Origin of the sequence: Actinomyces sp. S4-C9, assembly GCF_000758775.1 — a bacterium.
GTDB lineage: Bacteria > Actinomycetota > Actinomycetes > Actinomycetales > Actinomycetaceae > Gleimia > Gleimia europaea.
The window spans coordinates 24,726-38,551 of record NZ_JRMU01000005.1 but is presented as its reverse complement, the minus strand read 5'-3'; the positions used below and the strand labels follow the sequence as shown (position 1 = coordinate 38,551).

Sequence of the window (13,826 nt, the reverse complement as noted above, 5' to 3'; positions counted from 1 at the left end):
GGCGAAAATCCGGCCAAACTAACATTCCCACGCGGCCGTCTTAAGCTGATCGCGAAAACGAATGCCAAAACAGGACTTGCCGCTCGCGCACTGCAACAATGGAAGCATGACATACGAATCGAACATTACTGAAAGTACCGGGCTTAAAATCGCTGACCGCTGTGACCTCTGTGGCGCACAGGCATTCGTTGAGGTCGTAATGGAGTCAGGCACCCTAATGTTCTGCGGTCATCACGCACGAAAGCTTCGCGATTCATACTCTAAGACTGCGCTTGAGGTTCGTGACTTCACCGACCAGCTATACACCTCGGTCAACTAGCCTCACGTACTTTACGTACAGTTTCTTCAAAAGGGAGCGGCTCACCTTGAGCCGCTCCCTTCTTGTATGTGAGACGCACACTTGCCTCACATAATGATGTACTAAACCTAGTCGAGGTAGTCGCGAAGCACCTGCGACCTGGAGGGGTGGCGCAGCTTCGACATAGTCTTCGACTCGATCTGGCGAATACGCTCGCGGGTAACTCCGTACACCTTGCCGATCTCATCCAAAGTCTTCGGTTGGCCATCGCCAAGACCAAAGCGCATTGACACAACGCCAGCCTCACGCTCTGACAGCGTATCGAGCACGCGGTGGAGCTGTTCTTGCAAGAGCGTGAACGCAACCGCATCGGTTGGCACAATCGCTTCGGAGTCCTCAATCAAGTCGCCAAACTCCGAGTCACCGTCCTCGCCCAGTGGCGTGTGAAGAGAAATCGGTTCACGGCCATACTTTTGAACTTCCACGACCTTCTCCGGCGTCATATCAAGCTCTTCTGCAAGCTCTTCCGGAGTGGGCTCACGACCCAAATCTTGCAACATTTGCCGCTGCACACGCGCAAGCTTGTTAATCACTTCAACCATGTGCACCGGGATACGAATGGTACGGGCCTGATCTGCCATTGCGCGAGTAATTGCCTGGCGAATCCACCACGTTGCATACGTGGAGAACTTGTAGCCCTTCGAATAGTCAAACTTTTCTACTGCGCGAATGAGACCCAGGTTGCCTTCCTGAATCAAATCCAAGAACAGCATGCCGCGGCCCGTGTAACGCTTGGCCAAAGAGACCACCAGACGAAGGTTTGCTTCCAGCAGGTGATTCTTTGCAAGCTGGCCATCATGCACCAGGATCTGTAGTTCGCGGCGGAGCTTGGACGGCATCTCATCGCCCTCACGCAAAATCTTTTGCTCGGCGTAAAGACCGGCTTCGACGCGGCGGGCCAGATCGACTTCTTCTTCCGCGTTCAAAAGCGCGACCTTACCGATCTGCTTCAAGTAGTCCTTAACCGGGTCCGCAGTTGCACCTGCAACAGTTACCTTCTGTGCAGGCTCGTCGCGGTCATCCGAGTCAGAAACTACGAAGCCACCAACCTTTTCGGTCTGCTTGTCCTCGCTCTTCTTACGACGCGAACGGCGCTTACGAGATCCAGCTGAATCTGAGTCATCCTTATCGTCGTCTTTGTCGTCGTCCTCCGCGTCGCTCTCGTCATCGTCTTCGTCATCTTCGTCGTCAGAAAGCTCAGCTGATTCAGCCGAATCGGCCGAATCCAAGTCAAGATCGAGGTCGTCATCGACATCCTCGTCTTCAAAAGTTTCGGGAGCGTCCTCATCGAGATCTGCGGACTCGTCCTGAAGTTTTTCGTCCTTAACTTTCAGCTCGTCCGCAGGCTTAGCTGCCGCCTTCTTCGCGGTTGCACGCTTCGGAGTCTTCTTCGCCGGCGCGGCCTTCTTAGCGGCCTGTTCGTCGGCCTTGGCCTTAGCCTTGGTTGCTGTCTTCTTGGCAGCCGGCTTTCGCGTAGTCTTGGCAGCGGTCTTACGCGTAGCCTTCGGCTTTTCTTCAACTACTTCAGACTCTTCTGCCTTGATAGCAGTTTTCGCTGCTGTCTTGGTTGCCGTCTTCTTAGTAGCTGGCTTACGTGTGGTCTTAGTAGCAGTCTTACGCGCTGGCTTTGGCTTTTCTTCAGCCGCCGGGACCTCAGTTGCCTTAGGAGAGGCCTTAGCAGCGGCCTTCGTCGCCGCCTTCTGAGCAGGAGCCTTCTTAGCAGCCGTTTTCTTTGCGGGGGCCTTTGTAGCCTCCTTGGCGGTTTCCGCGCCGCCATCCGCCTCAGCTTTAATAGCGGCGCTTTCTGTAGCAGATGCGGCCTTCTTCGTAGTCGCGGTCTTCTTTGCCGTGGCAGTCTTCTTCGAGACGGCCGTTTTCTTAGCGGCCGTAGTCGCCTTGGAATTCGCGGTCCTCTTGGTCGCGGTGGTGGCCTTAGCGGCAGTCTTCTTCGCGGCAGGCTTTCTAGTTGCCTTCGACTCGGTAGATTCAGTTACCTCAACGTCGCTAGTGGTGGATCCTGCGGTCTTAGAATTAGTCTTAGAGGCTTTAGAAACTGCCACGAAGTTTTCCTTTCCACGGGAACATTAGGGTCCTCTCACTCTTTAATCGGCGCATGGCTGCACCACTTGACCGGGTTGTGATTAATCGTGAGAGACGAAACTAGAACCAATTATAATCAGGTCTTGTATTTTTCGCCCAACTGAGGTAACCAATCTCCTCACCCCCGTTGATAGGGCGTTGCTCGTTCGATTCGGTATCTTTATAGTATGAAAACGGATCGAAACGCCTCGAACGCCGCGAAGCCCGCGTTTAACCAAGCCCTATTCGCACCGGTGATGAACCACCAAGCCTTGGATTTCTTCAATACCTTTGCAGCAACCCTGGCTCCACACCCGGAGCTTGATCGATTCCTCTCGTTTGCTCGCTCGTACGTGGGATCGGGCAAGGCCCTGCGCGCCCTCGGCGTTTCCATCGGTAACTTTATTGCGGGTGGCGAAGATGTCGGCCATAGCGAAACCGCGATGAATCTAGGCGCTGCGCTCGAACTTTACCAAAGCTCCGCCCTCGTACACGATGACTTCATCGATAATGCTCCAACCAGGCGCGGTATCCCGTCCGTACACGTGCAGGCTGCGCGCGAGATAGGCGCGGAAACGGCAGGGCCTGTGGCAATCTTGGTTGGCGACCTGTTGCTCTCCCTAAACCACCTGGCCACCGAACACAGCCTCAAAGATCTTGACGCGAAAACCGCACACCGCATTTCCAGCTACATGGCGCAAATTACTGCCGAGGTTGCGTGGGGCCAGTACTTGGACGTCCTCACCGAAAAACACCCACTGTCTGATCCCGAGGCACTTCGCCGCTATGTCTACGACGTCATCGCACTAAAATCTGGACACTACTCCGTGATGAGGCCTCTGGTTCTGGGTGCTCTCCTACAAGATCCAAGCCCGCAGTTCGTTGAAATGCTCGAAAAAATTGGGCGTGCGTGGGGTGTCGCATTCCAAATGCGAGACGATGAGATTGGAGTTTTTGGCGACGAGTCAGTTACGGGAAAACCCACTGGATCAGACATTCGCGAAGGCAAGCGCACGATCCTCATAACAATGGCACTATCGCGCACCACCGGAGCGGATCGAGAATTTTTAGAAGACGCACTTGGCAACCAAAACTTGTCTGAGGAGAAGCTTGCGCGCGTGGTAGAACTTATTGAGTCTTCTGGCGCACGCCTCGAACATGAGAAAGCTATTGCGAACCTAGCCGAAGAAGGCCGCAAATACATGCGCGAATTAAAACTGGACGAGGAGCGGGAGGCCGCCCTCACCCAGTTTGGGAAAGTACTGCTAAATCGCGAATTCTAGGTATGTAAAAGCTCTACTGTTTGGACCTCGCGGTTAGAAAGCAAGAGGCAAAATCGCGTTACGCACTTCGCGCACGCGGTTCTTCGCAAGTAGCTCCAGCGGGGTCTCCTCAAGGCCATCGTGGTTGGAGAGGATCCATTCGGTGGCCTCGTCGTGAGAAAACCCGGCATCTAGCAGCATCAACATCGTGCCGTGAAGCGATTTAAGAGGACGCGGCACCCCCTCCTCGTGTGCGATACAAAGAGAAGGCACCATTGGCTTGCTATCTTCCATGACTTTCAAAAGCTCGTTTTCGGCCCAGAGCTGTTTGATACGGGCGGGAGTTACACCCAGCATCGCGGCCGCTTCACGCTGTGACAATAATTCGATCATGCTTATGAGTTTAAAGTAAATCCGCCACCTTGTTGGAGGCACACCCCCGCGGTGTTCTACATTTGCAAGGTTTACACGTACAATCGCGGCGTGGGATTGTTTAAAAATTGGCGTGAGCAAGCGGGGCATGACGAAAACCCCAACACGGTGCCTCCCCCTGCGCCGGGCTCTGAAGACGAAGCAGCGTCGGAGAGTGCGCACCCTACTGACATAGCTGAAAATGCCGAAGAATCCGAGGTCGAAGTTACCTCTGACATAGACATGCAACTGCCTGCCACGGAAGACGCGCCGGGCACGGAAGACTCTGCCAGCACTGAACAATCCGATGATGAGGAACAGGCGGATGAAACCGCCAACTTGGGAGCTAAAGACGAGGCTCCTACATTAACCGATCCCCTCGTTGGCATGGTTCTGGACGAGCGCTACAAGATTGAGCGCCTTTTGGCCCGTGGCGGCATGGCAACCGTGTATGTGGCATATGACAAGCGTCTGGAACGCCCGGTAGCCATTAAGGTGATGCATCCCCACCTCGCGCAGTCAGCAGACTACGTAAATAGATTCCGCAAGGAAGCCCGCTCTGCCGCGCGTATCATCCACCCCGCAGTGGTAACAGTTTTTGACCAGGGCATTATTGAGGGATCCGGATATTTGGTTATGGAGCTGGTGCACGGATCAAATCTGCGTACCCTTTTGAACGAGGAGGGCGCGCTCACCCTTGATCGCGCACTGGCAGTCACCGAGACCGTTCTCCAGGCCCTCTCAGCCGCACACCGAGGCGGCGTCATCCACCGCGATATCAAGCCCGAAAACGTCCTCGTACCAAACGACGGAAACCTGAAGGTGGCAGATTTTGGCCTGGCAGGCGCCGTCTCGGATGTTTCGGCTGCTTCCACCGGATCTGTAATGGGAACGGTGGCGTACCTGGCCCCCGAACTTGCCGCCGGCGAGCACGCGGATGCTCGTTCCGATCTGTTCTCCGTAGGCATCATGCTGTATGAAATCCTTACCGGCCACACGCCCTTCGAGGATCTTTCCGTCTATCAGATCGTGAAATCGTACGCAGAAAAGGACATTCCTTCCCCTTCCAAGCTCGAATCGTGGATCCCTTCCGAGGTTGACGATTTTGTTTGTTCACTTACCGCGCGTGATCGCAATGATCGACCACAAAGCGCGGCGGAGGCGTTAGAAACCCTGGTACGGATCCGTTCGCAGCTCCCCGAATCGTTGCTTGGCCGCAAGGCGGATGTTGCCCCCAAGGTCACCTCGGAAACCACTCACAAAATCCAATTGCGGGGCGAGACCGTGGCACTTCCCGTGCCTGCCTCAAAACCAACCACATCCGTGCGCACCATCCCCGCCGCGCCAAAAAAGAGCAGGCGGGCCCCACTCGTTATTGCCACGATCATTACGCTACTTGTTGCCGCTGGAAGCGGCTTCACGTGGTGGTGGTTCGAGTACGGGCCCGGCTCCTACATTGATGTTCCCGCTATTGCTGGAGCAAATTTAAAGGATGGCACCGCCAAGCTTGATGCTCTCGGTATTCAAAGCGTGGTTGAAGAAAAGTTTGACGATGTTGTTCCCGCCGGCATCATTATTGACACGCGTCCATCCAGCGACGAGCGCGTACATAAGGCCGGCGTTGTTACTATCTTGCTCTCTAAGGGCATTGAGATGGTTGAGGTTCCAGACCTTACCAACGCCACAAGTGAAGAGCTTGACGAGCTTCTTAAAGGAGCAAAGCTAACCCGCGGCGACACGAAGGAGGCCTACGACGAAGATGTCGAAAAGGGGCGGGTCATTTCCCAGTCCGTTGCCCCCGGTGAGAGCGTAAAGCACGACACTTCCATAGACGTAGTTATCTCGAAGGGTCGCGAGCCGATCAAGGTACCAAAAGTTGTAGGCCTGACCCTTGCCGAAGCCAGTCAGTTACTCTCTGATGCAGGGCTGCAGGTAAATACCAGCGAAGAGTTCAGCAACGAAGTAGAGAAGGGCATTGTCATCTCGCAAACACCGGTTGCTGATGAGACCTTGCACCGGACAGACCCGGTTTCAATTGTTGTCTCTAAAGGCCCGGAAACCGTCACTATCCCCAACGTGATCCGAATGTCGGAGGCCGAGGCTAAGGCGGCTTTAGAAGAGCTCGGGCTAGTTGTAAACGTAGACCGCGTATTCATGCTCGTAGACATGGTGGCAACCGTTAATCCGGGTGTTGGAACCGAAGTTAAGGTCGGTTCAACCGTAACAATCCGCGTGGTCTAATCCGCTAACTCTTTGGGGGAGCAATCCAACCCGGATTGCTCCCCCAAAAGTTTAAAGCTCGGCTCTACCTACTCATCGAGGTTTTCGCTTCGACGCAGTAACTCCGCTACGCGGAAAGCGATCTCTAGAGATTGCTGGTGATTTAGCCTTGGATCCACTCGCGTCTCGTAGCGCTCATTCAAACGCAGCTCGTCCAGATTCTCCGAACCGCCCAGCACCTCGGTCACATCATCACCGGTTAACTCAATGTGCAGACCAGCTGGCACCATAGCATTTTCGTACAAGACCTCAAAAAAGCCTTCCACCTCGTTCATGATGGTGTCGAAGTCACGGGTCTTCACACCCGTCGCAGTTTCGATTGTGTTTCCGTGCATCGGATCGGTAATCCATACAACCGGACGCCCATCGAGCGCAACAGCACTCGCAATACTTGGAAGAACATCGCGGATCTTATCTGCCCCCATACGGGTAATGAAAGTAAGACGGCCTTCTTCCCCTTGAGGATTTAGCTTGTCGATAATGCCGATTACCTCCTCCGGTGTGACCGTCGGACCAATCTTTACACCAACCGGGTTACGAACCTCGCGAAGCAACTCAATGTGAGCACCGTCGAGCTGGCGAGTGCGCTCCCCAATCCACAGGAAGTGACCGGAAGTGTTGTACAGCTCCCCTGAACGCGAATCAATACGGGTTAGCGCCGCCTCGTACTCGAGCAAAAGCGCCTCGTGTGCAGAATACAGATCCACAACCTTTAGACCATCAAAGTCAGCGCCTGCCGCCTCAATGAACATGATTGCACGATGAATCTCGCTAGCGAGTGCCTCATAGCGTGCGTACGCTGGATTCTTAGTGAAACCGCGGTTCCAAGTGTGGACGCGACGCATGTCCGCGTAACCACCCTTGGTGAATGCGCGAATTAGATTAAGCGAGGCAGCGGACTGCTGGTAGGTTTCCAGCAAACGCTCCGGATTAGCTACTCTTGCTTCCTCGGTGAACGCAATATCATTCACCGCGTCGCCCCGGTATGAGGGCAAAACCTTGCCATCGCGCGTCTCGGTATCAGAAGACCGTGGCTTCGCATACTGGCCGGCGATTCGCCCCACCTTAACAACTGGTAGGGATGCGCCATATGTCAGTACAACCGACATTTGCAACAGAGTTTGGATTTTTAAACGGATCTGATCGGCAGTAGAACCGTCAAACGTTTCTGCACAGTCCCCGCCCATCAGTACAAAAGCTTCACCGCGAGCAGCGCGTCCCATTTGTTCACGTAAGGAATCGGCCTCGCCGGCAAACACCAGAGGTGGCCGCTTGCGCAGCTTGGCGGTAACTGCCTTCAGATGGTCAAGGTCGGGATACTGTGGCTGTTGCGCAGCCGGGAAGATACGCCATGAATTCCACGGGAAACTCTGATCCGTAATCATATGCCTTAGGGTAAACCTTTCAGGTAAAAGTTCGGCGCGCATCCCGCAAGCTGGAATGCGCGCCGAGAACCCTTAACGTTAGTCGACCGACGGAGCCGGCGATACACGCTCACCGATCTCAGCCATCATCTCCTGGAACCACGGAGTGTTAATGTCGAATTTCTTACCACCGGCAATGCGCTTGAACGCAATAGCCTTTAGGCGATCGCCGTCCTCCTCGTCGTGGCCGATAACACCGGACGTGCCCTCAAGCGCGCACTGTACCGCGTAATCGGTCATCGACTTAATGAGGCGCAGATCATCCTGGTTAGCCTTCGCCGAACGCGAGAAGTAGCCGGACTTTTGAACCATTACCTTCTCGGCGCCAATCAGCTTGGCGAACTGCTTAGCAAACCACTCGCCCGGGTTGATGGTGTCAAGCTTGACGTGACCAAACGGATCGCGCTGTACTTCTTCACCGTTTTCTTCCATCTCGCGAACGATTTCTGCTACACCAGCACCCTCGGACAGGAAGATGTTTACGTTGCCGTACTTGTCCATGATGGCGCGCAGACGCTCAGCCTCGCGCTCGATCTCAACGTGATCTTCCGGAACAAATACAGCGTGGATGTCCCAGCGTTCCTTCATGAGTCCCAGCTCGGGAGCCCATTCCTGCTGCTTCCACCACTTGCGGTAATCGTATGCAGCAGCGGCCGTTAGATAGCCACAGTTACGACCCATGACCTCATGGATAATCAGCATGCGCGGGTTCGAGCGGTGCTCGCCAATAATGTTGCGGGCAAAAATGGAGGCCTGCTCGGCTGCAGTCCAGGCTCCCAGCGACTGCCTGATTGGAATAACGTCATTATCAATAGTCTTAGGCAGACCAACAACGGTGAGTTCGTAATCGTTGTCATGGAGGTAGTGCGCAAGATCCGCAGCTGTGGTGTTCGTGTCGTCTCCACCAATCGTGTGCAGCACGTCCACGTGATCTGCACGCAGGCGTTCAGCAGCAACCTTCAGCGGATCTTCGCCTTCCTTAACGAGGCCCCGCTTCACCAAGTCCTTAGCGTTCGTCAGCTTTACACGGGAGTTACCAATCGGGGAGCCGCCGAACTCGTGGAGTAAACTTGCCTTCTTACGAGCTTCCGGAGTGACGGTCACGTAGGTTCCAGTCAGAAGACCGTGATAACCGTGTTGGTAGGCAATGATTTCGATCGTTGGGTCTAGTTCGTTGTAGCGCTCAATCAGTCCTCCAACTGCAGAGGACAGGCACGGTGCAAATCCACCGGCAGTTAGCAGAGCAACTCGCTTGACTGACATCTAAGAACCTTTCACCTAGAAAACTGGTTTGCGCAGCAATGCACACACCAAGTCTACATTGAAAATCTTTTGAAGATTTTTAGGGCCGCTTTCCCTATCGCTTAGTCTTTCTCGTCTTCTTTTAGCTTCTTGGAAAGATCAACAACCTCGTCATCCTCCGTGGGTTCAGGAACGCTGACATCAGGAACTTCGCGACCGCCCGGCGCCTTCGCTCCGGCAGGAACGGGTCCGGCAAACTTTCCTTCCTTAGCCAACTGAGCCTTAACATCAGCAGCGTAAAGATCCACGTATTCCTGTCCGGAAAGAGTCATGAGGTTGTACATGATCTCATCGGTAACAGCGCGAAGCGTGTATCGATCTTTGGCAAGGCCGCGGTAGCGGGAGAAATCCAATGGTTCACCAATAACGATGCCCACTCGGTGGCGACTAGGGATCTTCTGCCCGATGGGCTGGGCAATGTTTGTTCCGATCATCGCAACTGGAATAACGGGGGCACCCGATTCAAGAGCGAGGCGAGCAACCCCCACCTTGCCGCGGTAAAGTTTGCCATCCGGACTACGCGTGCCCTCCGGATAGATACCAAACAGCTCATTTTCCTGCAGACGTGCCAGCCCCGTATGCAACGCGGCCTCCGCTGCTTTACCAGACGATCGATCAACCGGAATCGTGCCAACTGCCCTCATAAACTTCGCAGTTGCCCTGCCTTTCAGCCCTGTGCCGGTAAAGTAATCGGACTTTCCCATAAACACGACCTCGCGATCGATCATAAGGGGCAAGAACACCGAGTCAAACACAGCTAGGTGATTCGAAGCCAGGATAGCTGGGCCAGTGGCGGGAATATTCTCTTTTCCGCGAATCCAAGGACGATAGAAAGCCTTCAGTAAAGGTCCAAATCCTGTTTTGAGTACCTGGTAAAGCACGCTTTCCTCCCGGTTGGATTCAAATGCAACACTAAATATTCAGTCTAGTACCCGTCCTCACAGTTTATGACGCGTTGACATCTTCCGCCCCATAGTGTCATCTTGCTCCCACCATCCGATACGCTTAGGAGGTTAGATTTCAAAAAGGGGTTCGTGATGGTCAGGCGCGTCGGCGAAAGCAATATTAGCCGCAGCCTATCGCATACCTGCGGTCCAACCTCATTCCCCAATAGTGGAAGCGACACAAACGACTTCGTAGGCTCCGTTTGGCGTCGCGATTACGTGGTGGTTGACCTTGAAACCACCGGGCTTGGAACCGACTCGCAGATCACCGAGATCGGTGCGGTCCGTGTAAAAAATGGTGAGGTCGTAGATACTTTTAATACCCTCGTAAATCCGCAGATGGAGATTCCTCCTAAAATCACCGCACTGACTGGAATCACCAATCTGATGGTGACTGATGCCCCACATCCAGATGAGGCTATTCGCCAATTTCTGGCCTTTGCGCAACTTGAAAGCAGCATTTTGATTGCTCACAATGCCTCATTTGACTGCGGTTTCTTAACGCGAGCAGCGGCCGGCGCAGGCATCGAGTGGCCGCGCCCGAAAGTAGTAGATACCCTCGCGCTTGCCCGTACAGTACTCCCTCGCCCTCTTATTTCGAATCATCGACTGGGTACGCTGGTACGTCATTTCAAGATTTCGAACGACGGCGCTCACCGCGCCCTTTCGGACGCAACTGCTACTGCACACGTGTTTTCCGGCCTGGTGAACGAGCTTGGAAAACTGGGGGCCACCGACTTTGAAGACCTCATGGTCGCCGCACAAAGTGTGCCGTACCGTCACCGACAAAAAGTTTCGATCGCGAAAGATCTGCCTGCAAAACCTGGACTATATCGATTCGTGTCTGCCGATGGCCTGGTGCTCTACATCGGTTCGGCAACCAACCTGCGCTCGCGCGTTCGCTCGTATTTTTCCGCTTCAGAAAAGCGGCGTCGAATCCACTCTATGCTCGAGCGAGTAGAATCTGTGCGCATCGAAGTTTGCGCCAGTGAGCTTGAGGCCAGAGTTCTCGAACTGCGTGCCATCGCAGAAGAACAGCCACCCTTCAACGCTGCTTCGCGCCACCAATTCGAAACAGCGTGGCTAATCATGGAAGACGGGATGCTAAAAACCTCGCACACGATTTCTTCCGATCTAGCCCCGCAGGCTCTTGGTCCGTATCGACGAGTCACCCACACCCTCAAAGCCCGCGAGGCAATCTTGTTGGCGTTGGGCGGTGAATTCGCGCCATTTTCAGACATTCCCCTGCGAGAAGTGGCTGCCCCAGATGTCAAACTCGCAAGAATGTGTTTGGAAGGACGCGGGCAGATTGTTTCTCAAAACCTGCTGGGGCGAATGGCTGACTTTTCAGACCAGTCCCACTTTGAACTTGCAGCCCGCATCCGCGATTACTTTTCGTATTACATCCAGGGTGTAGAGCGGGCACGAGACACGGCCCTGATTGCTCGAGCTACAAAAATTATCTGGGCTCATTACTTGCCCGGCGGAGGGTGGCAGATTCACGCAGCATCTCGAGGCAGACTCCTAACCTCCGTAGCAACTCCCCCGCTCACGTCGCCAGCGCCGTGGGTTAACAAGCTCGAGCAGCTTGAGCCGCTACCTGAAACCAGCGTGCACTTAGCCTACTCCTCCTGGGAAGAGGTTCGCGTGATCACCCGTAGCCTTCTCGAGCCCGGTGCGCGGCTAATCGAATGGAATTCACCCGATCCGTGGGCCTGGCCAGTCGACTCAGACTTGAAGGAGTTCCCCCGCTTCGAAAACATTCCTCGGCCTCGTCCCGATCGCCTATAACATCTGGACGAAAATTACTTGTGGGCGACTGTTCATTCACAGTCGCCCACAAGTAATAACCGTTAGGAAAGTAGCTGCGCTACCGTCTCTTGTAATTCGATCGGATCAATCGGGTAGTACAACATCTTCGTAGTGCCCGAGAACTTAGCGATCCAAGAATCTTGCTGACGAGCAAGAATCGTAATCGAGGGAGGCAGGTTGTCGAACTCAACCTCCAGACGGCGCAACAGGGCCATCGCGCCTACCTTTTGGGTTTCACCGTCGAGGATGAGGAGGTCGAACTCTCCCTCTTTGTACTTCATTACAGCGCCATCTTCGGTGGCAGCCTCAACCCACTCCACCTTTGGCATGCCCGCACCGGGGCGTACACCAACCGCTTCGATTACGTTACCGCGGAACTCGGAATTGTCGCTGTAGAGAAGGATCTTGTTCGCTTCCTTCTCACCCGTTTGAGACATGTCTTTCTCCTATGAAACTAAACTCTGCGCGAGCTAACTAATACTTTATTGTATTGGCCTTGGCGGCGGTTACAAACCGGCGCTATTGAACGGGCGAAACGTCCATAGCGCCCGTAATTTCAACTACGAACACCATCGCGTTTTCGGGATTCTGGGTATCTGGATGAATCACAAGAACACGACTTCCAACGCTCATATTTGCAAAACCTAGGGTGTTCCCAATCGCCTGTTGCGAGTATTCTGCGAGCCCCATGTCCCAAGTTGATTCGGCATCATCACCTTTGCCCCACTGGGATCCGGTGATGTGGTAGCTAACCGCGTCATTCGCGGCGATCTTCGGCCCACTACCCGCTGCCAGTTCAATGGCCGTAGCCTCAGTGGGAGCCTTCGCGTCATGGTCAAACGCGATAGTTGGCTTCATCCCTAGCGGCCCCTCGATTGAAAGTCCAGCAGGCGGCCTATTGTCCGTCATTTTCGCGTTTTCAAGGGCGGACGTGTCGGTGGGATCAAGCTTTCCTACCAGATCAACCACAAATACCAGGGTGGCGCCTCCCGGAATCTTATCTCCCGCACCGGCTTCGCCATATCCGTAGGCAGCCGGAATAACGAGCTCAACACGATCGCCAACGCGCTGGCCTGCAAGGCCGTGCTTCCATCCCTTAATAACCTGGTTGAGACTAAACACAAGGGGTTCAGAATTCTTCCCCTCGGGGGCGCGGTCAAACGTTGAGTCAAACACCGTGCCATCCCACAGCATGCCATGGTAGTGCGCAGCGACTATGTCATCGGCTCCAACCTCATCACCAGAGCTCTCGATGAGAGTTTTTGCGACAACTACGTCAGGTTCTGGCCCATTAGCAGCAGTGAAAGTAACGCTCTTACCCCACTCACCACCGATTTCAGGAATTTCTCCATCGTAATTGCGATCAACCGGCACTTCGTCTGAGGCCGTGGTGGATGCAGTGGTTTCACCAGTTTCACTAGGTTGCGTTTTGCCCGCATCATCTGAGCAAGCAGTGAGCATACCCGCGGTAAGAGTAGTAGCCAAAGCTAAAGATAAGAGTTTACGTTTCACAGTTGGTTCCTAAATGGCGATTTAGTGGAAAGACTCACCGCACGCGCAAGTGCCGGTTGCATTCGGGTTCTCGATAGTGAAGCCCTGGCGCTCAATCGTGTCAAAAAAGTCAATGGTTGAACCGTTGAGGTAGGGCACGGACATGCGGTCCACAATCACTTCAACACCATCAAAGTCGCGAATGTGATCCCCATCTAGGATTCGCTCGTCAAAGTACAGCGAGTAGATGAGGCCGGAGCAACCACCCGGCGAAACCGACACGCGCAGACGAAGGTCATCTCGACCTTCCTGTTCAAGCAGGCTCTTTACCTTTGCGGCCGCGTTCTCGGTCAGCTCAATCTCATGAGTTGGAAATTCGTCAGACATATTCTTCCTATCGCTTGTGCGTAACAGTGCTTACTCTAATCCGAACCGGGTGGGACTGGCATCTCGCACCGCTCGG

At 54.3% G+C, this 13,826-nt stretch carries 12 protein-coding genes; 4 read left to right on the top strand and 8 right to left on the bottom strand.

What is annotated here, in order from left to right; all coding sequences use genetic code 11:
- Positions 1-106 precede the first annotated feature (106 nt).
- The gene (locus HMPREF1628_RS02545; protein ID WP_034507457.1) at positions 107-319 is read left to right on the top strand and encodes a DUF7455 domain-containing protein; all 213 of its coding nucleotides are present in this window, start codon (positions 107-109) and stop codon (positions 317-319) included.
- Between the two features lie 107 nt (positions 320-426).
- On the opposite strand, the gene HMPREF1628_RS02540 is transcribed toward HMPREF1628_RS02545, so the two are convergent.
- A complete protein-coding gene (locus HMPREF1628_RS02540) occupies positions 427-2,418 on the bottom strand; it encodes an RNA polymerase sigma factor (protein ID WP_034507455.1) in 1,992 nt (663 codons plus the stop codon).
- A gap of 207 nt (positions 2,419-2,625) precedes the next feature.
- Here HMPREF1628_RS02540 and HMPREF1628_RS02535 point away from each other — a divergent pair, with 207 nt between their 5' ends.
- Positions 2,626-3,720 carry a polyprenyl synthetase family protein gene (locus HMPREF1628_RS02535; RefSeq protein WP_052038794.1) on the top strand — a complete coding sequence of 365 codons (1,095 nt, stop codon included), beginning with the start codon at positions 2,626-2,628 and terminating at the stop codon, positions 3,718-3,720.
- A 33-nt stretch (positions 3,721-3,753) separates the two neighbouring features.
- Here the strand turns inward: HMPREF1628_RS02535 and HMPREF1628_RS02530 are convergent, their stop codons facing one another.
- Positions 3,754-4,092: an Rv2175c family DNA-binding protein gene (locus tag HMPREF1628_RS02530; protein ID WP_034507452.1), complete on the bottom strand. Its 339-nt coding sequence runs from the start codon at positions 4,090-4,092 to the stop codon at positions 3,754-3,756.
- 51 nt (positions 4,093-4,143) lie between these two features.
- Between HMPREF1628_RS02530 and pknB the strand changes: the two genes are divergently transcribed.
- Positions 4,144-6,351, top strand: a complete 2,208-nt coding sequence (pknB, locus tag HMPREF1628_RS02525) for a Stk1 family PASTA domain-containing Ser/Thr kinase (RefSeq protein ID WP_232219361.1) — start codon at positions 4,144-4,146, stop codon at positions 6,349-6,351.
- A gap of 68 nt (positions 6,352-6,419) precedes the next feature.
- Here the strand turns inward: pknB and HMPREF1628_RS02520 are convergent, their stop codons facing one another.
- The 3 genes from HMPREF1628_RS02520 to HMPREF1628_RS02510 all read right to left on the bottom strand — a co-directional run bounded on the left by HMPREF1628_RS02520 (position 6,420) and on the right by HMPREF1628_RS02510 (position 9,997).
- Positions 6,420-7,775 carry a class II 3-deoxy-7-phosphoheptulonate synthase gene (locus tag HMPREF1628_RS02520; RefSeq protein WP_156956844.1) on the bottom strand — a complete coding sequence of 452 codons (1,356 nt, stop codon included), beginning with the start codon at positions 7,773-7,775 and terminating at the stop codon, positions 6,420-6,422.
- A gap of 78 nt (positions 7,776-7,853) precedes the next feature.
- Positions 7,854-9,077: a pyrophosphate--fructose-6-phosphate 1-phosphotransferase gene (locus HMPREF1628_RS02515; protein ID WP_034507448.1), complete on the bottom strand. Its 1,224-nt coding sequence runs from the start codon at positions 9,075-9,077 to the stop codon at positions 7,854-7,856.
- A 101-nt stretch (positions 9,078-9,178) separates the two neighbouring features.
- Entirely contained in the window at positions 9,179-9,997 is an 819-nt protein-coding gene (locus tag HMPREF1628_RS02510) for a lysophospholipid acyltransferase family protein (RefSeq protein ID WP_034507446.1), read from the bottom strand.
- Positions 9,998-10,153: 156 nt separating this feature from the next.
- Between HMPREF1628_RS02510 and HMPREF1628_RS02505 the strand changes: the two genes are divergently transcribed.
- Positions 10,154-11,851: an exonuclease domain-containing protein gene (locus HMPREF1628_RS02505; RefSeq protein WP_052038792.1), complete on the top strand. Its 1,698-nt coding sequence runs from the start codon at positions 10,154-10,156 to the stop codon at positions 11,849-11,851.
- Positions 11,852-11,913: 62 nt separating this feature from the next.
- Here HMPREF1628_RS02505 and HMPREF1628_RS02500 read toward each other — a convergent pair whose 3' ends face one another.
- The 3 genes from HMPREF1628_RS02500 to erpA form a co-directional block, all read right to left on the bottom strand.
- The gene (locus HMPREF1628_RS02500; RefSeq protein WP_034507444.1) at positions 11,914-12,309 is read right to left on the bottom strand and encodes a hypothetical protein; all 396 of its coding nucleotides are present in this window, start codon (positions 12,307-12,309) and stop codon (positions 11,914-11,916) included.
- Between the two features lie 82 nt (positions 12,310-12,391).
- The gene (locus tag HMPREF1628_RS02495) at positions 12,392-13,384 is read right to left on the bottom strand and encodes an FKBP-type peptidyl-prolyl cis-trans isomerase (RefSeq protein WP_052038791.1); all 993 of its coding nucleotides are present in this window, start codon (positions 13,382-13,384) and stop codon (positions 12,392-12,394) included.
- 21 nt (positions 13,385-13,405) lie between these two features.
- Positions 13,406-13,750, bottom strand: a complete 345-nt coding sequence (gene erpA / locus HMPREF1628_RS02490; protein WP_034507442.1) for an iron-sulfur cluster insertion protein ErpA — start codon at positions 13,748-13,750, stop codon at positions 13,406-13,408.
- Positions 13,751-13,826 lie beyond the last annotated feature (76 nt).